This window comes from Vibrio sp. NH-UV-68 (genome assembly GCF_042940635.1).
Taxonomy (GTDB): Bacteria; Pseudomonadota; Gammaproteobacteria; order Enterobacterales; family Vibrionaceae; genus Vibrio; species Vibrio pacinii.
Genome location: NZ_CP134975.1, coordinates 2,108,094 through 2,126,349, shown reverse-complemented (window position 1 = coordinate 2,126,349; position 18,256 = coordinate 2,108,094). Strand labels below are relative to the sequence as shown.

The 18,256-nt window shown below is 45.6% G+C and carries 16 protein-coding genes; 13 read left to right on the top strand and 3 right to left on the bottom strand.

From position 1 onward, the window contains the following. Window positions 1-26: 26 nt before the first annotated feature. A complete protein-coding gene (pyrF, locus tag ViNHUV68_RS09600) occupies window positions 27-722 on the top strand; it encodes an orotidine-5'-phosphate decarboxylase (RefSeq protein WP_391087720.1) in 696 nt (231 codons plus the stop codon). A gap of 53 nt (window positions 723-775) precedes the next feature. On the opposite strand, the gene ViNHUV68_RS09595 is transcribed toward pyrF, so the two are convergent. Next, window positions 776-1,546: a tRNA isopentenyl-2-thiomethyl-A-37 hydroxylase MiaE gene (locus ViNHUV68_RS09595; RefSeq protein WP_391087717.1), complete on the bottom strand. Its 771-nt coding sequence runs from the start codon at window positions 1,544-1,546 to the stop codon at window positions 776-778. Window positions 1,547-1,621: 75 nt separating this feature from the next. After that, window positions 1,622-2,386, bottom strand: a complete 765-nt coding sequence (locus ViNHUV68_RS09590; protein ID WP_038172922.1) for a hypothetical protein — start codon at window positions 2,384-2,386, stop codon at window positions 1,622-1,624. A gap of 297 nt (window positions 2,387-2,683) precedes the next feature. Between ViNHUV68_RS09590 and cysB the strand changes: the two genes are divergently transcribed. The 6 genes from cysB (at window position 2,684) to ViNHUV68_RS09560 (ending at window position 9,558) form a co-directional block, all read left to right on the top strand. After that, window positions 2,684-3,658: an HTH-type transcriptional regulator CysB gene (cysB, locus tag ViNHUV68_RS09585; RefSeq protein WP_038172921.1), complete on the top strand. Its 975-nt coding sequence runs from the start codon at window positions 2,684-2,686 to the stop codon at window positions 3,656-3,658. A 53-nt stretch (window positions 3,659-3,711) separates the two neighbouring features. Beyond that, the gene (locus ViNHUV68_RS09580; protein WP_391087713.1) at window positions 3,712-4,905 is read left to right on the top strand and encodes a methyltransferase; all 1,194 of its coding nucleotides are present in this window, start codon (window positions 3,712-3,714) and stop codon (window positions 4,903-4,905) included. Window positions 4,906-5,200: 295 nt separating this feature from the next. Next, window positions 5,201-6,166, top strand: a complete 966-nt coding sequence (locus ViNHUV68_RS09575) for an ABC transporter substrate binding protein (protein ID WP_391087711.1) — start codon at window positions 5,201-5,203, stop codon at window positions 6,164-6,166. Window positions 6,167-6,231: 65 nt separating this feature from the next. After that, window positions 6,232-7,176 (top strand): ABC transporter permease, encoded by a 945-nt coding sequence (locus tag ViNHUV68_RS09570; protein ID WP_391087708.1) that lies wholly within the window; start codon window positions 6,232-6,234, stop codon window positions 7,174-7,176. Further along, complete coding sequence (locus ViNHUV68_RS09565) at window positions 7,173-7,967, top strand: ABC transporter ATP-binding protein (RefSeq protein WP_038172917.1); 795 nt, start codon at window positions 7,173-7,175, stop codon at window positions 7,965-7,967. The genes ViNHUV68_RS09570 and ViNHUV68_RS09565 overlap by 4 nt, the downstream gene beginning before the upstream one ends. 127 nt (window positions 7,968-8,094) lie before the next feature. Beyond that, window positions 8,095-9,558 (top strand): sensor domain-containing diguanylate cyclase, encoded by a 1,464-nt coding sequence (locus ViNHUV68_RS09560; RefSeq protein ID WP_038172916.1) that lies wholly within the window; start codon window positions 8,095-8,097, stop codon window positions 9,556-9,558. Here the strand turns inward: ViNHUV68_RS09560 and dusC are convergent. Then, window positions 9,555-10,508, bottom strand: coding sequence for a tRNA dihydrouridine(16) synthase DusC (gene dusC / locus ViNHUV68_RS09555; protein ID WP_391087703.1), 954 nt, complete (start codon window positions 10,506-10,508; stop codon window positions 9,555-9,557). The genes ViNHUV68_RS09560 and dusC overlap by 4 nt on opposite strands. A 204-nt stretch (window positions 10,509-10,712) precedes the next feature. On the opposite strand from dusC, the gene ViNHUV68_RS09550 reads away from it, so the two are divergent. The 6 genes from ViNHUV68_RS09550 (at window position 10,713) to ViNHUV68_RS09525 (ending at window position 18,245) form a co-directional block, all read left to right on the top strand. After that, the gene (locus tag ViNHUV68_RS09550) at window positions 10,713-11,327 is read left to right on the top strand and encodes an SEC-C metal-binding domain-containing protein (RefSeq protein ID WP_038172914.1); all 615 of its coding nucleotides are present in this window, start codon (window positions 10,713-10,715) and stop codon (window positions 11,325-11,327) included. 95 nt (window positions 11,328-11,422) lie between these two features. Next, window positions 11,423-12,019 carry an outer membrane lipoprotein chaperone LolA gene (lolA, locus tag ViNHUV68_RS09545; protein ID WP_038172913.1) on the top strand — a complete coding sequence of 199 codons (597 nt, stop codon included), beginning with the start codon at window positions 11,423-11,425 and terminating at the stop codon, window positions 12,017-12,019. A 2-nt stretch (window positions 12,020-12,021) separates the two neighbouring features. Next, window positions 12,022-13,368, top strand: coding sequence for an AAA family ATPase (locus ViNHUV68_RS09540; RefSeq protein WP_391087699.1), 1,347 nt, complete (start codon window positions 12,022-12,024; stop codon window positions 13,366-13,368). Between the two features lie 220 nt (window positions 13,369-13,588). Then, entirely contained in the window at window positions 13,589-14,896 is a 1,308-nt protein-coding gene (serS, locus tag ViNHUV68_RS09535) for a serine--tRNA ligase (RefSeq protein ID WP_038172911.1), read from the top strand. Window positions 14,897-15,101: 205 nt separating this feature from the next. After that, window positions 15,102-16,538 (top strand): pre-peptidase C-terminal domain-containing protein, encoded by a 1,437-nt coding sequence (locus ViNHUV68_RS09530; RefSeq protein WP_391087696.1) that lies wholly within the window; start codon window positions 15,102-15,104, stop codon window positions 16,536-16,538. 219 nt (window positions 16,539-16,757) lie between these two features. Next, complete coding sequence (locus tag ViNHUV68_RS09525) at window positions 16,758-18,245, top strand: M20/M25/M40 family metallo-hydrolase (protein ID WP_391090307.1); 1,488 nt, start codon at window positions 16,758-16,760, stop codon at window positions 18,243-18,245. Window positions 18,246-18,256: the final 11 nt, after the last annotated feature.

The window sequence follows — 18,256 nt, the reverse complement described above, 5'->3', positions numbered from 1 at the left end:
TTTTTATAAATATGTTAGGAGATGAGATGATCGACCAAAAAGTAATTGTTGCCCTTGATTATGATAACCAAGCCGACGCACTCGCTTTTGTGGATAGAATTGACCCACGCTCGTGCCGCCTTAAAGTGGGCAAAGAGATGTTTACGCTATTTGGTCCTGATTTCGTCAAACAGTTACACCAACGTGGTTTCTCGGTATTTTTGGATCTCAAATTTCACGATATTCCCAATACGTGTTCAAAAGCGGTGCGTGCGGCTGCTGAGATGGGCGTGTGGATGGTTAATGTTCACGCCAGTGGTGGTGAACGTATGATGACGGCTTCACGTGAAATACTCGAGCCATATGGCAAAGATCGCCCGCTATTGATTGGTGTTACAGTCCTGACCAGTATGGAGCAGAGCGACTTGGCAGGAATAGGTTTAGACATTGAACCGCAACAGCAAGTCGTTCGCTTGGCTAACTTGAGTAAAAACGCAGGGCTAGATGGCGTGGTATGCTCAGCGCAAGAAGCGTCAACGTTAAAACAACAGTTAGGCCAAGAATTTAAGCTTGTTACTCCAGGCATTCGACCTGCTGGCGCTGATGTTGGCGATCAGAAACGTATCATGACGCCGTTTGATGCCATTCAAGCCGGGTCGGATTACTTAGTGATTGGCCGCCCGATCACGCAAGCCGTCAACCCTGATCAAGTGCTTGTCGATATCAACGCTTCACTTGCGTGATGTCAAAGTACAGCTTTGGATAAAAAACAAGGTCAGCTCAGGCTGACCTTTTGTTAGGCAGGAATACCACTGTGGAATTTAAAATCCGAATCTGGCGATGAGATGAGCTCTGCTTCTAAGCGGCCAAAGTAGGCGATACGCTCATCAATATTATGACCTGCAATGGCTTCGGCAAGAGCCAAATAGTCTTGATAATGGCGTGCTTCTGAACGCAGTAACGAGATATAAAACTTCGCGATATCCTCATCCATATGCGGTGCCAATTTGGCAAAGCGCTCACACGATCGCGCTTCTATATAAGCACCAATAATGAGTTTATCGATCAAGGTTTGTGGCTCGTGGGTGGTCATATGACTTATTAAGCCTTTGGCATAACGACTTGCTGGAATCGGTTCATAAGCAATATCACGTGCTTGCATAATCTCTAACACTTGGTAAAAATGATGCAACTCTTCTTTAATCAGCAGTACCATCTTATCGATTAAGTCCTGGCTGTATGGCGAGTCAGACTTTGCCATGATGGCTTTGGAGATATGACTTTTGCCTTTTAGAGTTTGCAGACTACCGACTTTGCGATAGGCGAAATCTTCGTAAGGCTTAAACCAATCGAGTAGATTAGACGCACTAGATGTGTCGACGGCATATTTACGGATTAAATACATCGCAGACTGTCCAGCTTTCAGCTCACACAGTAGGTGATCGGTAAGAATCACCTTTAAATTTTCAGCTTTGGCTGCTTCGGTGACCCACTGCTGTGGGGTTGGGCAATAAAGGAAGTCATTTATCGGCGCGAGCAGCGCTTGATATTGGTTCAATTCAATCATCTTGGTCTTACAACTTAAATTAAAAAGAAAAGGTCGCAACAGCGACCTTTTCGAATTTGGTTTGCGGCGATTATATTACCACTTTTTCTTTTCACCAAAGAGGGCGTCCATATCATCGGAGCGCTGGTCTTCTGTATGCTGATGAAGATCTTCGGCGTTCTTAGTTTGACGTTTAGACTCCAACTCATCATACATGGTTTGTAGCCTTTCTCTGGCTTGATTGGAGTAGGCGTCATTTTTGGTACTCAGAGCATCGAGACCTTTTTTCAACAACTGAATTGCGGTTCCAGGTTGACCACGTACGATGGCATCATTTGAGCGCTTAATGACATTTTCTATATTGATACGAATTTGGATTGTTTCTAGACGCGCATTCTCAGCAACATAAGCTTGGGTTTCAAAGCGGCCTTTATTGTGCTCGCTACGAACCGTATCACGTAAACGTTTAACCAGCTTAAGCATGACGATGGCTTGCTTATCACTGCTCGGAACTTTAAATGGAGTACTCTCGGCGCCCTGATGATTTTCGCTAAGATGCTTGATCTGCTGTTTCATGTTCTCAACGCGTTGCTCAAGTTGTTTGTTTCGAGGATCGAGTTCAGACATGTTTTGTAGCGCATCTAAAATGCGGTTATTTAAACATAGCAACAAGTCTTTGCTGTAAGGCATGTGGTGTGCGTGACCGATTAACTCTTCGGTCGCGTCAATAATTTGTAGATAGCGAGAGCTTTCCTGCTTTCGAGCAGTTTCAGCTTTAACTTTATACTGAAGCATAATGTTATAGCCAAGAACCAAGACGAGTAAGATGGCGACTAAAGCTATGATTAACCCAATATTCATAAATTCCGTATCTTAATATTTTCTAATGGTTAGCAGGTTAGCATACACGAATAGTAAAAGTCCCTGCACCTACTTTGTATTATCGCCTAACCAGGCCATTTTATTAATCAAAAACGTCAACCCAACGCTCATTCTGAGTAATTGATTGCAAAACGGGCAGCGAATACCAAAGTGTCTCGCTTTTCTAAGCCTTAAATGCGATTGGGCTACCAATTTGATCACAGAGACGTTATAACTAAATATTATAAACTATGTCTGCTCATTGTGGGGCGCCGATAAGGGATTACGAGGTCAAGAATGAAATTACAACAATTGAAGTATATTGTTGAGGTCGTCAACCATAATTTGAATGTTTCAGCGACGGCAGAGAGTTTGTATACTTCGCAGCCCGGCATTAGTAAACAAGTGCGCCTTCTTGAAGATGAGCTTGGTATTCAAATTTTTGAGCGTAGCGGCAAACACTTGACTCAAGTCACCGGTGCTGGCAAAGATATTATTCGAATTTCTCAAGAAATTCTTGCCCGGGTAGAAAGTATTAAAGCGGTTGCGGGTGAGCATACTCATCCTGAAATGGGTACCTTGAATATATCAACCACCCATACCCAAGCGCGTTATGCATTACCAGATGTAATCAAAGGGTTTACCGCGCGTTACCCTAAAGTATCACTGCATATGCACCAAGGTACTCCATCGCAAATGTCCGAGGCGATTGCCAAAGGCACGGCAAATTTTGCCATTGCGACTGAAGCCCTGCATCTATACCAAGATGCAATTATGTTGCCTTGTTATCATTGGAATCGTTCGATTGTTGTGCCTAAAAATCACCCATTGGCGCAGAAAGAAACAGTGTCGATCCAAGATTTGGCTTCTTACTCCTTGGTCACTTATGTGTTTGGTTTTACTGGGCGCTCTGAGCTCGATACTGCATTTAATAAATACGGACTGACCCCGAGGGTCGTCTTTACTGCCACCGATGCTGACGTGATTAAGACTTACGTACGTATGGGGATTGGTGTTGGTGTTATTGCCAGTATGGCAATTGATCAAGAGTTGGACACTGATCTTGTCGCGATTGATGCCAGCCATATCTTTGGTGCCAGCACGACCAGCATTGGTTTCCGCCGCGGTACTTTCTTGCGTTCATACATGTATGACTTCATGGAACGTTTTGCGCCGCATTTAACTAAGCCAGTGGTCGAACAGGCACTATCGCTTAAATCGAATGCTGAAATCGACGCGATGTTTAAAGATATCGACCTACCTATACGTTAAACGCTATCATCTCTTTTTACTTCCCTCTAAACTACGCTTTCTAGGGGGAAGTCATGCAACACCAATTTCAATCACTTGATCAATTTCTACTCGACAATCAATCGTATTGGCGCTTTGAGCCATTTTTTTCGAGCGTACACCCCTCGCTACCTTGGTTAAAAGAGAACCCTCAGCTTTGTCAATGGCTCAACAATCTTAACGCCTCGGATATTGAGTGGTATAAGCAAAATAGCGTTGAGCTAATAACGGTTATGCAAGCCTTTGTGCCTGCACTTGCAATGCTCAGTCGCACCACGCGGTTAAACCCTAGTAACAAACGTTCATTGTGCTTACCACGTGGCATTGATAGCGGCATTCCCGGTCGAAAGTTAACTCAAATTCGCGCCATAGGCGAAGCCTTGCTGTGTGATCATCATGGTCAGGAGTGGTTAGAATGGTGCTCAGGCAAAGGCTATTTAGGCCGAATCTTGGCCAGTCAAACACAGCAGCCTGTCACCAGTTTTGAGTTTCAGGCCGAGTTATGTGCAACAGGCCAACACGACGCTGATAAGCAAGGCCTACCGATGCGCTTTGTCCAAGGCGATGCGTTTTCTTCGGCGGCAAAAAATGTGTTTAACGCTCGACAGCATGCGGTTGCGCTGCACGCTTGCGGCGATCTCCACGTCACGCTGATTAAACATGCGTCACAGTACCAATTACCAGCCATTACTTTTTCTCCTTGTTGTTACCATCTAATCAACAGTGACCACTATCAGCCGTTGTCTGAGGTGGCGATTGACTCTCAACTGGTACTATCAAAAAATGAATTGAGAATTCCTCTGCAAGAAACGGTCACGGGTGGCGAGCGCGTCAAACGACATCGGATGGAAGAGATGTCCTATCGACTTGGTTTCGATATTTTACTGCGTGAGGAGTTAGGACATTCACAATATGCACCAGTACCTAGCATCAAAAAGTCTCAGTTAGCCGAAGGTTTCGCTGCGTTTTGTTTGTGGGCAAGTGACAAAAAATCGCTGACGTTGCCCAAGCTTGATTTTGACCACTACCATCAGCTCGGCATCGAGCGATACTGGCACATGGAACGTATCAGTCTTGTTCAACAACCGTTTAGGCGTGCACTTGAGCTATGGCTTGTGCTCGATAAAGTACTCTATCTACAACAGGCTGGTTACCGAGTTTCTCTTTCAGAATTCTGCCCACGTGAAGCAACACCGCGAAACATACTGATCCATGCTGTTAAAGAGTAAATACTCACCAGTCTCTCTTTTTGTTATCTTGATGTTAAAACCTGCTTTTCTTTTGTACAGCTTACTGGTAATAATATTTGCTATGTACACGGAATGTGTAGATAAAACGATAAATTAAACACAACATACAATTGCTTATACCAGACCAAGAGTTGCCAGCGCTTTATGCACAACACAGTCGCGCTGTCAGCTCAATGACGTTGCTTGCTTAATCATAAATGTCTACTGAGTTTTTATCATAGGGCGTTGTGACCGGGGCTTCTCAATGGAATGGATATTACATCAAGGAGTTAAGATGAAAGCAGGAAAAGTCATTGCGACCGCTGTACTTGCAGGTGCCGCGTTACTCTCTTCAACCTCTATTATGGCTAAAACAGCCAAGGTAGCGGTGTCACAAATTGTTGAGCATCCGGCGCTAGATGCAACCCGCCAAGGTTTGATCGATGGCCTAAAAGCTAAAGGTTATGAGCAAGGTAAAAATTTAGATTTTGATTTTAAAACCGCGCAAGGAAATCCTGCCATAGCGGTTCAAATCGCGCGTCAATTTGTTGGTGAAAAGCCTGATGTTTTGGTCGGTATTGCAACGCCAACTGCGCAAGCGCTGGTTTCTGCAACGCGTTCAATTCCGGTTGTCTTTACCGCCGTTACGGATCCAGTCGGTGCAAAGTTGGTTAAAACGATGATACAACCAGGCAAGAATGTCACGGGTCTGTCTGACCTATCACCCGTCAATCAACATGTTGCGTTGATTAAAGAGATCATGCCTAACGTCAAGTCCATTGGTGTGGTGTTTAATCCGGGCGAAGCCAATGCGGTTACCTTGGTTGAACTGCTTAAACAAAGTGCGAGTGAGCATGGGATTAAAGTTGTCGAAGCCACGGCACTCAAGAGTGCTGATGTTCAATCGGCGACCCAAGCAATTGTTGCCAAATCAGACGTGATTTACGCACCGACAGACAATACCGTTGCCAGCGCAATCGAAGGCATGATTGTCGCGGCGAACCAAGCTAAAACGCCAGTGTTTGGCGGCGCTACCTCATATGTTGAAAAAGGCGCCATTGCGAGTGTCGGTTTTGATTACTACCAAGTTGGTGTGCAAACCGCCGATTACGTTGCGGCAATTATCGAAGGAGCAGAACCGGGTTCACTGGATGTAAAAGTGGCTAAAGGTTCTGATTTAGTCGTCAGTAGCAGTGTGGCGATGAAACTCGGCATAACCATTCCTCAATCTGTTCTTGACCGCGCAACTAGCGTCAAATAATCCACCGCCCCAAAGGCCAGTTGATGGGATTTGGGGCTGCTTTTTTTAGCACAGAGGGAGTGGATATGTCTGCTTTTGCTTTTTTTGGCGCACTGGAGATCGGGTTGCTTTACGGACTCGTTGCTCTAGGTGTGTATATCACCTTCCGGGTACTTGATTTTCCAGACTTGAGTGTCGATGGCAGTTTTCCTATGGGAGCGGCAGTCGCGGCAACGGCAATTGTGGCAGGCATTAACCCGTGGATTGCAACCATGATGGCGGTGGTCGCTGGCGCAGCAACCGGCTGGGTGACGGCGTTTCTCGCTGTGCGCTGTGGGATCTTACATTTACTGGCTTCAATACTGACTATGATCGCGGCGTTTTCGATCAATATTCGCATTATGGGGCGGCCCAATATGGCATTGCTCGGTGAAGAAACGATTTTAACGCCGTTTGAAACCCTCGGCGATCCGATGCTCGTTCGTCCTTTGATTGTTGGGCTGCTGGTTTTAGTCGCTGCATGGTTAGTCGTGCGTTTATTGAATAGTGACTTTGGACTCGGACTTCGTGCAACCGGCGTGAACGCGCGAATGGTCTCGGCGCAAGGTGCAAGCACGGCTTTTTACACCTATTTTGGCTTGGCGCTCTCGAACGGTTTTGTCGGTTTTTCTGGTGCGTTATTCGCTCAAACCAACAGCTTTGCCGATGTCACATCAGGGGTAGGGACGATAGTAGTTGGTTTAGCCGCCGTTATTTTAGGTCAAACGCTGATTCCTGGCCGCAAAATTTGGGTTGCAGTATTGGCAGTGATCGTCGGGTCTGTGTTGTATCGTTTAGCGGTCGCGTTTGCCCTCAGTACGGGTATGTTTGGTCTGCAAGCCTCTGACCTTAATTTAGTGACTGCGGTTTTGGTTGCTATTGCACTAATAGCCCCCAAGATAAAAGGAAACTTAAAAGCAAAAAAGCGTGATGCTCCTGCTCCAAGTAAAGCAGCGCTAAAGCGAGCCAATGAGTCAGGAGAAACCACATGATCCATTTAGAAGATATTCAAGTGACATTCAATCCCGGTACCATTCTCGAAAACCGCGCCTTGAGAGGCGTGACGTTAGAGGTTCCAGAACACCAATTTTTAACCGTAATTGGTTCCAATGGTGCCGGTAAGTCGACACTGCTTGGCGCCGTAACGGGTGAAACTCCTATGGTGGGTGGCAAGGTGATTATCGACGACCTTGACGTCACTAAGCAGACGGTCGACCAACGAGCAAAGCAGTGTGCTCGAGTGTTCCAAGATCCGTTAGCCGGAACGTGTGGCGATCTCACGATAGAAGAGAACATGGCTTTGGCTTATATGCGCGGTAAATCGCGCGGGTGGAGTCTATCTTTGTCGGCTAAGCGGAGAAAACTGTTTCAAGAGCGAATTAGTATTTTGGGATTGGGTTTAGAGGACCGCTTAGGCGACAGCATTGGTTTGCTCTCGGGTGGGCAACGCCAGGCGGTAAGCTTGGTAATGGCGACATTGTCTGACAGCAAACTGCTGTTACTTGATGAGCATACCGCTGCACTTGATCCACGCATGGCTGCATTTATTATTAGTTTGACCAAAAAAATTGTCGCGGAGTTTAACCTTACCGTGATGATGGTGACTCATTCAATGAAAGACGCCCTCGCATGTGGTGATCGCACGGTTATGCTCCATCAAGGTGAAATTGTTCTTGATGTCGCAGGAGATCAGCGAGCCAATATGCAAGTTCCAGATTTGCTTGAAATGTTCTCTAAAGTGCGTGGCGAAGAGCTTGCTGATGACAGCTTACTGTTAAATTAGTGACTTACTGAGTTATTGTGGCCATACAAACCATATTGGTTTGTGACATAATCAACACAATGACATCGGCTAAACCTATCCATTACAACTACAGTATGGGTAGGTTTATTATTTTTTGAGGAATGGGATGCAAGTTAACAGACAGCGGCACTTTAGTTTAGCGTTCGTTTTTCTTGTGCCTTTGATTGTGCCGTTGGCGATTATCGCATTGACGATTAAAAATTATTACGATTCGGTTAATGGCCAAATTAATGATGAATATCAACGAATACATAGTGCTTTATCACGTGCTACTAAAGTATTGTCGGCGATCGATTACAGCTTCTCAAACTATTCGAAATCAAATTTTATTTGGCTAGTGGATCATAATCGTCAAGTTGTCGATGGTTTATGCCAAATGTGGCCCATTGATGCGTTATTACGGGCGGAAGGTCGCGGCGAAATCCCAGCGATAGACATTAACTATATGTTAGTGGGTGACAAAGTAATGTGTGACCCAAACAGTGCACAGTACAAAAGAGTGTCAGGGCAAGTATCTTTAGCTCCAGTACTCTCTTTTCTACATGATATTGATGACTTCTTACTCGGCATTCATTACATCGATCGCGAGGGCTACATCATGTCTTCGCCCGATACTTACGCCAAAAATATTACCAGTGAGATCATAAACACCATCAAGACGCGACCTTTTTGGCAGGTGACGGCTAGAAACCGAGACTTGATTACTATCTCTGGCCCAGCACCAGTGCTCTCATACAGTCAATTAGTGATGAGTCTATCGATGCCTGTATTCAATCAAGATGTTCATCAAGGAATGCTATCGCTTGATATTGCCTACAACACTTTGCTTAGTTCCCAACAACGTTTAGCGGGTGAATTGGGTTTGTATAATAGTGCCCATCGAGCACTGCCGAATGATGCCGTGAGGATTGAATCTGTCAAGATCGATGGTGTCGCGGTGAATTATACTCTCTACTACCAATATGATTGGAAAGCCGAGATTCGCCACTTAGTTGATCGTCAGCGTTATGGTTTATTATTGGCCGTTTTCACCTATGTTTTTTCCGTGATAGCGTTGTTCTTCATAAATATTCGGGTAGAGCACAATTACTTCAAACAGCTTGCAGCTAGAGACCCGTTGACGGGGTTGTTAAATCGACGTGGATTAGAAGTTTATTTGGCGACAGCGCAACGTGAAAATTATCTAGCTTTAGCGGTGTTTGATATCGACAATTTCAAGTCAATTAATGATACCTTCGGCCATGATGTCGGTGACCAAGTGATCATCTATATGGCTAAAAAAATAACCGCTAATATCCGAAGCCATGATGCAGCGGCCCGTGTTGGAGGTGAGGAGTTTGTCGTTTTCATGACGGGTAACGAAATCGAACCATTGAAAGTGAGTATGCAAAGAGTGCAAAAAGCGGTGCGTGATGGGGCGCAGCAGGTATTATCCGATGGATTTACGATTTCAGGTGGGGTAGAAGTCGTATCTGCTGAGACGGACAGCAGCTTTGAAGTGTTATTCAAAGCTGCCGATACCAAATTGTACCAAGCAAAAACGACGGGTAAAGATAAGTTGGTGTTCTAGTTGGTCGCCATTTCGTCACGATAACGAGTCAGATAATCAACAATAGGCGCGGCTTTGTTGAAGATGCGTATCTCGCGGAAAAGTTCGGCAGCTTGTGGGTATTGCTGACGCAAGTAAGAAAACCATTGTTTAACGCGGTTAGGGTAGTAGAGGCCTTTATCCCCTTTCATCTCATATTGAGAGTAGACTAACAGCAGTTCAACCACCTCAGCCCAAGGCATAACCGAGTGATTGTGTTTGACCACGTTACCTAGGTTTGGCACATTGAACGCGCCGCGACACACCATTAAAGAATCTACGCCAGTCGTTTCAATACACGCTTGGCCGTCTTGATAACTCCATATTTCACCATTGGCAATCAATGGGATCGTGAATTTCTGGCGTATTTGATTGATGTAGTCCCACTTAATTTCACTGGCTTTGTAACCCCCGGTCTTAGTTCGAGCATGGACAGTCAGTTCGTCTGCACCTGCCGATTGAATGGCATCGACGATTTCAAAACAATCCTCTGGATTATCCCAACCGAGACGAATCTTGGCGCTGACGGGCGTTGCTTCGGGTACGGCTTCACGACACGCTTTGACCACATTGTGAATTAGTTCAGGATGCTGAAGCAGCGCGGCGCCGCCCTTACTTTTATTCACTAGCTTCGCTGGGCAGCCAAAGTTGAGATCGATGCCTTGAGCGCCAAGTTGGGCGGCACGACTTGCGTTTTGCGCCATCCAGTGCGGGTCTTGTCCCAATAATTGGACGTGGACGGGGACGCCTGACTGAGTTTTTGAGCCCTGTAATAGTTCTGGGCATAAACGATAGAACACGTGGTCAGGCAATAGCTGATCAACGACGCGTACAAACTCAGTGACACATAAATCGTAGTCATTGATGTCGGTTAAGATCTCACGCATCAAATGGTCTAGCACACCCTCCATCGGGCCCAAAACAACTCGCATAATAAAACGTCTCCAATTCGGGAGGCGTGATTTTAGAAGCTTGAAGGGTAAATGTCATCCTCAATCGTCGATATCATTTAATCACAGGAAAATGCAAGGTAGTTGATGGCGAATTGATGGGAGGTGAATAAAGTCTCGAAGTGACCCGGCGGCATGCATCGGGTTATAATGGCCCCAAGTCCTCGCTAACACTAGAAGTAGATCATGAACTACCGATTACTGACACTTGCCGATACTATTACTGAAGAGTCACCTTTGTACCTTGAGGGCGCGACCCTTGCCGCCAATCTAGCGACCAAACCGCTTGCGCCAGAAACTTGGTTGCCAACCTTATTGGGTGAGCAATCCGGGGCGGCGAAAGCAGACATTGAGAATCATATTAATCAACAGTACGGCTATTTAAAGCGTAACGAATATTCAGTGCTCGCATTACTCGGTGAAGATCGTCAACAAGAACAATTGGCTGATTTTGCCGAAGGCTTTATGACTTTATGGCCAACGATTGAACAGCAGTGGATGGAAACCAGTATTGGTGACGGTACCTTGCGCATGTTGCAAGCGATGTTAACGACATTCATGCTAGCGGTTGATGAAGCGCAAACCCAGGCGCAAATGAAAGCGTCTGGTATTGAACAGCCGCCAGTGCTTAGCGATCTTATGCCACAACTCGACTTAATGATTGCTGAAGTGGCACAAGCGGCTGACGAGGCCATGATTGGCGCTAAATCCCAAAGTGTTAACCCTTATAAAAGCATCGGACGTAATGATCAGTGTCCATGCGGCAGTAGTAAAAAATTCAAGCAGTGCTGCGGTCAATAGTGGTTTATATCGAAAAAAGTTAACCTTTTTCGGTCAAAGCGAATAGCGAAGCAAGCTATAAATAACCGAATAGCGACGAATTTAGGAAAAATGAAATGAAGAGATTGGCGATACTGTTACTGATGAGCTTTACAGCCGTCGCAGCCCCTAAAGATGATTTGAGCCAAAGATTGCAGATAAACGAGGGCTTTAGCGCCGACTTTACTCAGCAATTAGTCAGCCCCGAAGGCGATGTGGTCATGGAAGGTGAAGGGAAAGTAGACATTGCCAGACCGAGCCTGTTTCGTTGGTCAACCACTACGCCGGACGAAAACGTACTGGTATCAGACGGCGAAAGCTTGTGGTATTACAGCCCTTTTATTGAGCAAGTGAGTATTTACTCACAAGAACAAGCAACAGAACAAACTCCCTTTGTATTGTTAACACGTAACCGAGCCAGTGACTGGGATAACTACCGTGTTGAACAGCAAGGGGATGTGTTTACCCTCACACCGACGGCTGTTGACAGTAATCAGGGCCAATTTAAGTTAGAAATTGATACCAAGGGTGCAGTCCAAGGTTTTAGCGTTGTCGAGCAAGATGGTCAGCAGAGCAATTTCACATTTAACAATATCGATCTGACCAAGCCGAGTGCCGAGCGATTTAAGTTTGTCATTCCAGAGGGCGTTGAGGTTGATGACCAAAGGAACTAACTGTGAGTAACTACTCGTTAGACTTTTCCGGTGAAGAAGACTTTCGTCCTTTGGCCGCGAGAATGCGGCCTCAAACGCTAGATCAATACATTGGACAGCAGCATATTCTCGGCCACGGTAAGCCACTGAGGCGCGCTTTAGAGGCCGGTCATATTCACTCGATGATCCTGTGGGGGCCTCCCGGCACCGGAAAAACTACTCTTGCAGAAGTGGCGGCCAACTACGCCAATGCCGAAGTGGAGCGTGTTTCTGCGGTGACATCGGGTGTCAAAGAAATCCGCGCGGCGATTGAAAAAGCTCGTGAAAACAAATTGGCCGGCCGCCGAACTATTTTGTTTGTTGATGAGGTGCATCGTTTCAATAAGTCTCAACAAGATGCGTTTTTGCCCCATATCGAAGATGGAACGGTGACTTTTATTGGCGCCACCACGGAAAATCCATCATTTGAACTTAACAATGCACTCTTATCGCGCGCTCGGGTATACAAGTTAACCTCACTAGCAAAGCAAGATATTCGTTTGGCACTGGACCAAGCGATAGCAGACAAAGATCGTGGGCTTGGCCTTGTGACCGTCGCCTTCATCGACAATGTATTGGATCGCCTAGCCGAGTTGGTCAATGGCGATGCGCGAATGTCACTCAACTACCTTGAGCTTCTTTATGATATGGCCCAAGAAGATGAGCAGGGCATTAAACAAGTGACGTTGCAGTTACTGGCTGAAGTCGCTGGTGAGAAGGTGTCACGCTTTGATAACAAGGGTGATATTTGGTACGACCTGATTTCTGCTGTACACAAATCGATTCGTGGTTCAAACCCAGATGCGGCGCTGTATTGGTCAGCGAGAATGATTGCCGCAGGGTGTGACCCGCTCTATATAGCCAGACGTTTACTGGCGATCGCTTCAGAAGATATTGGCAATGCGGACCCTCGAGCCATGCAAATTGCGCTTTCAGCCTGGGATTGTTTTACTCGTGTTGGGCCGGCAGAAGGTGAGCGAGCCATTGCTCAGGCGATTGTCTACCTCGCTTGTGCGCCAAAGAGTAATGCGGTGTATACTGCGTGGAAACAAGCTTTGGCCGATGCGCATAATTTATCAGAGTATGAAGTTCCGCCTCATTTACGTAATGCGCCAACTCATTTGATGAAAGATCTCGGTTACGGCGCTGAATATCGCTATGCCCATGATGAGCCCGGTGCCTACGCCGCTGGTGAACGTTATCTACCACCTGAAATGGCGGATAAACGTTACTACCAACCGACAAACCGAGGTTTAGAAACTAAAATTGGCGAAAAGTTAGATTACTTGGCTAGTTTAGACGCAAAAAGCCCACAAAAGCGCTATGAATAAGCGTCTATTTTAGATACATTTATCCAATTATCCCTTCATACTTGAAGCCGCAGCTTTGTTAACTGCACAAATTCACCCTAATCACATAGAACTCCTATGCTCATAGGGCTGAATTGGTTTGTTGCCGCGCTGCAACTCCAATTATTTTGGGAAAAATTTTTTAGCGTTTGAGCATGATGTTTGGGCGCGATTTCACAACTAAAAAAGCATAGGATTAACAATGCTGGATTCTAAATTACTTCGTACAGAGCTGGATGAAACAGCTGCAAAACTCGCACGTCGTGGCTTTAAGCTCGATGTAGAAACAATCCGTACACTTGAAGAGCAACGTAAGTCGATTCAAGTCGAAGTTGAAAATTTACAATCCACGCGTAACTCCATCTCCAAGCAAATCGGCCAGAAAATGGCAGCAGGCGATAAAGAAGGCGCAGAAGAGATCAAGAAGCAAATCGGTACTCTTGGTAGCGATTTAGACGCGAAAAAGGTAGAACTTGACGCGGTAATGGCGCAACTTGATGAGATCACTCTGTCTGTTCCTAACCTGCCTGCTGACGATGTGCCAGACGGTAAAGATGAAAACGACAATGTAGAAATCTCTCGTTGGGGTGAGCCAAAAACTTACGACTTCGAACTTAAAGATCACGTTGACCTAGGCGAAATGGGTGGCGGTCTTGATTTCGCAAGTGCAACTAAGATCACTGGTGCACGTTTTATCGTAATGAAGGGCCAATTTGCTCGTCTACACCGTGCCATTGCTCAGTTCATGCTAGATCTTCATACCGAAGAGCACGGCTACACTGAAATGTACGTGCCATACCTTGTGAACTCTGACAGCCTATTTGGTACTGGCCAGTTGCCTAAATTTGGTAAAGACCTATTCCACACTGAGCCGCTTGAAGAGAAAGTGAACGACGAAGAGCCGCGTAAACTGTCGCTTATCCCAACAGCAGAAGTACCAGTGACCAACATGGTCCGTGACACCATTTCTGATGAAGCAGATCTGCCACTTAAGATGACAGCGCATACACCATGTTTCCGCTCTGAAGCGGGTTCTTATGGTCGCGATACTCGCGGTCTCATTCGTATGCACCAATTTGATAAAGTTGAGCTAGTACAAATCACTAAGCCAGAAGATTCAATGGATGCGCTCGAAGAGCTAACTGGCCACGCTGAGAAAGTGCTTAAGTTGTTAGAACTGCCTTATCGTAAAGTTGTACTGTGTACAGGTGACATGGGCTTTGGTTCTCGTAAAACCTACGATCTTGAAGTGTGGGTTCCAGCTCAAGAGACTTACCGCGAAATCTCATCATGTTCAAACATGTGGGACTTCCAAGCTCGTCGTATGCAAGCGCGTTTTCGTCGTAAAGGTGAGAAGAAGCCTGAGCTTGTTCATACACTCAATGGTTCTGGTCTTGCCGTTGGTCGTACTATGGTTGCAATTCTCGAAAATAATCAACAAGCCGATGGTCGCATCGAAATCCCAACAGTGCTTCAGAAGTACATGGGTGGCGTGACGCACATCGGTTAAGTTAAGGTTGAAACAATGCAAAGCGGCTCAGTGAGCCGCTTTTTTTGTACCTTAATTTTGTAGTAAGAAATATAAACAATTGATTTTTATAATTTAAATTTTAACGTCAACAATAGTTTACTCAAACGATAATAGGCAACTGGTTGCTTATTATCGTTTAGCGATTATGTTTGTAGTGAAACCACAACACTGAAAGGGAACATCAATGAACAACATAATACGCAATGTCACTCTGGCTTACTCTTGTCTCATTTCTTCGCTGGCGTACGCGCAAACAGAATTACCTGTGATTGCAGAAGAAATACCGTTGGCGTTATCTTCTCATCAATCAGAATCGACGGTCATGGAAATACAACATCATGGTGCAGAGTTCATAAAAATTCACTTCAAGAATTTGATATTACCTCGGGGCAGTTTGATTCGATTAATGTCCAGTGATGGCTCGGAAACGGTTGAATATACCGAAAGTCAACAAGAGTGGTTTGCGCAATCACTATTTGGTGATTCGGTGAAGATTGAATTAGTGCCTAATGCCGAAGGACAACTGGGGCAGTATGATATTGATTATTTTATGGCAGGTAATGAAAAGGCGATAGCTTTCGAGCCGAGCAGTACTATGCTATCGACGTGTGGAGTGAATGAACGCAAAGACGTTGCTTGTTGGCAAGATACGCATCCAGAGCAAGTGGCATGGTCTAATCCTGTAGCACGGCTGCTGATCAATGGCCGTAGCCTTTGTACGGCTTGGCGGGTTGGGCCAGATAATAAACTCTTTACCAATAACCATTGTGTTGGCAGTGAGTCTGAGCTTAGAAACACCGAGGTATGGTTTAACTATCAACGTAATACATGTGGTGGAGCATTGTCGACAACGGTAAAAGTGATGGGTAACGAGCTATTTAGTACCGATTATACCTTGGACTATACCTTGTTCTCTGTTGATGATTTTAGCAAGATTGAATCATTTGGTTACTTAGGCTTAGATGCGTCTGAACCAGTATATGGCAACGGTATCTATATTCCTCAGCATGGTGCCGGAAACCCCAAAGAGCTTGCAATAGAAAGTGATCAAAATGGCTCGGGTTTATGCCAAGTCGATATTGCTTCTACCAACGGGCGTGGTGCGGGGACAGATACTGGCTACTTCTGCGACACGATCGGTGGTTCATCCGGCTCTCCAGTGTTGAACTCTTCAGACAATAAAGCGATTGCACTTCATCACTTTGGTGGTTGTGAAAACCAAGGGGTCAAGATCAGCAAAATTTGGCCTAAGGTCGCGACATTCTTTAATAATACCTTACCTGAAGGCTCTGTTGGTCAATCGGTGCCTAGCGTTGAAGAGCTTATTCCAGGCACACCCATTTCAGCAATAGCCTTGTCGAAAGGGGAACAACGTATGTTGGTCGTTAAGGCCAAAAATAGAACCTCGCCACTGACTATTAGTATCAGTTCAGGTACAGGAGACGCCGATTTGTATGTGCGTTCAGGTAGCGAACCTACCACTGGTGCTTACGATTGTAGACCGTATCGATCTGGCAATAATGAAACGTGTTCTGTTTCATCGTCTGATGAGGATCTCTATATCATGCTAAAAGCATTCAACAGTTTTTCTGGTGTTGTATTACGCGCAACTGAAAACTAGTGTTTCGGAGCTAGGGAGAGAGTGTCGGCTCTCTAGCTCAATTGTTTTTAAGTTTATGATTTATAATAATATTTATCTTTATTGATGATTCAGTGACAAACCTAGCTTACACCTTAAGAGAAAACGAACAGTTCTCGTTACTAGTATAATTACCCTAACTTTAAAGGGCTTTAAAAATCCATGGAGAGGATAATGAAATACACAAAAACGTTGTTGGCAATGGCTTTAATGTCGGCATATTGCAATGCCTATGCTGAAGATAAAGTATGGATCTCGATTGGCGCAGATGCTGCAGATACCGTCATGCACTCGGGGGCTCAATCACTGTTGCCACATTCACTCGCAAGCAGTGGAAAGGTTTGGGTTGGTGAAGTGGCCACCGAAGAGTTAGCCGAGTTATCGCACAATATGCATGAAGAGCATAACCGTTGCGGTGGTTACATGGTGCATGCATCCGCGCAAAGTGCGATGGCTGCAAGCGCGATGCCGCAAACCTTGGCGAATTTTGTTGTGCCTACACCATCACAGCAAACCACAGTCAATGCTTGGTTACCCCAGATAAGTGCCAGTCAAATAACCAATACCATTAGTTCGTTAACCAGCTTCAATAACCGTTTCTATACCACCACATCAGGTGCGCAAGCGTCCGATTGGATTGCTAGTGAATGGCGTGCGTTGACCTCGCAGCTCTCTAGTGTCAATGTCGAGCAAGTCACTCATTCAGGATACAATCAAAAATCGGTGGTGTTAACTATCCTAGGTAGCGAAACTCCCGATGAATGGATCGTGGTCGGTGGGCATTTAGATTCAACCGTAGGCGCCCGTACCAACGAGCAATCTATCGCCCCAGGAGCCGATGATGATGCGTCGGGTATCGCCAGTGTCAGTGAAATCATTCGTGTACTCAGTGAGAACAACTTCCAACCGAAGCGTTCAGTCGCCTTTATGGCGTATGCGGCGGAAGAAGTGGGGCTAAGAGGGTCTCAGGATATTGCCAATGCATATAAGGCTCAGGGAAAGAACGTCGTTTCTGTACTGCAATTGGATATGACGAACTATCAAGGGTCTCAACAAGATATTGTTTTTATCACTGACTACACCGATAGTAATTTGACCCAATTTCTTGCCAACTTGATTGATGAATATATCCCTAGTCTAACCTATGGCTACGATCGTTGTGGTTATGCATGTTCAGATCATGCTTCTTGGACGAATGTCGGTTATTCTGCCGCAATGCCGTTTGAGTCGAAGTTTAATGATTACAATCCCAAGATTCACACCGCACAAGACACGCTAGCCAACTCAGATCCAACAGGAGAGCATGCAGAAAAGTTCGCTAAACTGGGTTTATCGTATATTGTCGAAATGGCTAATGCCGACTCAAAACCGCAACCCGATGACACTGTGCTAATCGATGGCGTAGAAAAAACTAACCTGAGCGGCTCGCGCTCAAGTCAAAAGCGCTACACCTTTGAGCTAAAGGGGCAGCAGAGTCTAAACATTCAAACTACAGGGGGCACGGGTGATGTTGATTTATACGTTAACTATGACTCTGAGGTATCGACGTCGAATTGGGATTGTCGCCCTTATCGTAGTGGCAACCAAGAAACGTGTACGTTTACCCAAGCTCAACCGGGTGCGTACCATGTGATGTTAGACGGTTACAGAGCTTACAGCGGCGTATCACTCAAGGCATCCACTCAATAAGCACCAATCAC

What these genes read in the sequence shown, in the direction of transcription:
- serS (WP_038172911.1), top strand. Translation starts at nt 13,589, where the DNA reads ATGCTGGATTCTAAATTACTTCGTACAGAGCTGGATGAAACAGCTGCA.
- cysB (WP_038172921.1), top strand. Translation starts at nt 2,684, where the DNA reads ATGAAATTACAACAATTGAAGTATATTGTTGAGGTCGTCAACCATAAT.
- ViNHUV68_RS09525 (WP_391090307.1), top strand. Translation starts at nt 16,758, where the DNA reads ATGGCTTTAATGTCGGCATATTGCAATGCCTATGCTGAAGATAAAGTA.
- dusC (WP_391087703.1), bottom strand. Translation starts at nt 10,508, where the DNA reads ATGCGAGTTGTTTTGGGCCCGATGGAGGGTGTGCTAGACCATTTGATG.
- ViNHUV68_RS09570 (WP_391087708.1), top strand. Translation starts at nt 6,232, where the DNA reads ATGTCTGCTTTTGCTTTTTTTGGCGCACTGGAGATCGGGTTGCTTTAC.
- ViNHUV68_RS09590 (WP_038172922.1), bottom strand. Translation starts at nt 2,386, where the DNA reads ATGAATATTGGGTTAATCATAGCTTTAGTCGCCATCTTACTCGTCTTG.
- ViNHUV68_RS09560 (WP_038172916.1), top strand. Translation starts at nt 8,095, where the DNA reads ATGCAAGTTAACAGACAGCGGCACTTTAGTTTAGCGTTCGTTTTTCTT.
- ViNHUV68_RS09530 (WP_391087696.1), top strand. Translation starts at nt 15,102, where the DNA reads ATGAACAACATAATACGCAATGTCACTCTGGCTTACTCTTGTCTCATT.
- ViNHUV68_RS09550 (WP_038172914.1), top strand. Translation starts at nt 10,713, where the DNA reads ATGAACTACCGATTACTGACACTTGCCGATACTATTACTGAAGAGTCA.
- pyrF (WP_391087720.1), top strand. Translation starts at nt 27, where the DNA reads ATGATCGACCAAAAAGTAATTGTTGCCCTTGATTATGATAACCAAGCC.
- ViNHUV68_RS09575 (WP_391087711.1), top strand. Translation starts at nt 5,201, where the DNA reads ATGAAAGCAGGAAAAGTCATTGCGACCGCTGTACTTGCAGGTGCCGCG.
- ViNHUV68_RS09565 (WP_038172917.1), top strand. Translation starts at nt 7,173, where the DNA reads ATGATCCATTTAGAAGATATTCAAGTGACATTCAATCCCGGTACCATT.
- ViNHUV68_RS09595 (WP_391087717.1), bottom strand. Translation starts at nt 1,546, where the DNA reads ATGATTGAATTGAACCAATATCAAGCGCTGCTCGCGCCGATAAATGAC.
- ViNHUV68_RS09580 (WP_391087713.1), top strand. Translation starts at nt 3,712, where the DNA reads ATGCAACACCAATTTCAATCACTTGATCAATTTCTACTCGACAATCAA.
- lolA (WP_038172913.1), top strand. Translation starts at nt 11,423, where the DNA reads ATGAAGAGATTGGCGATACTGTTACTGATGAGCTTTACAGCCGTCGCA.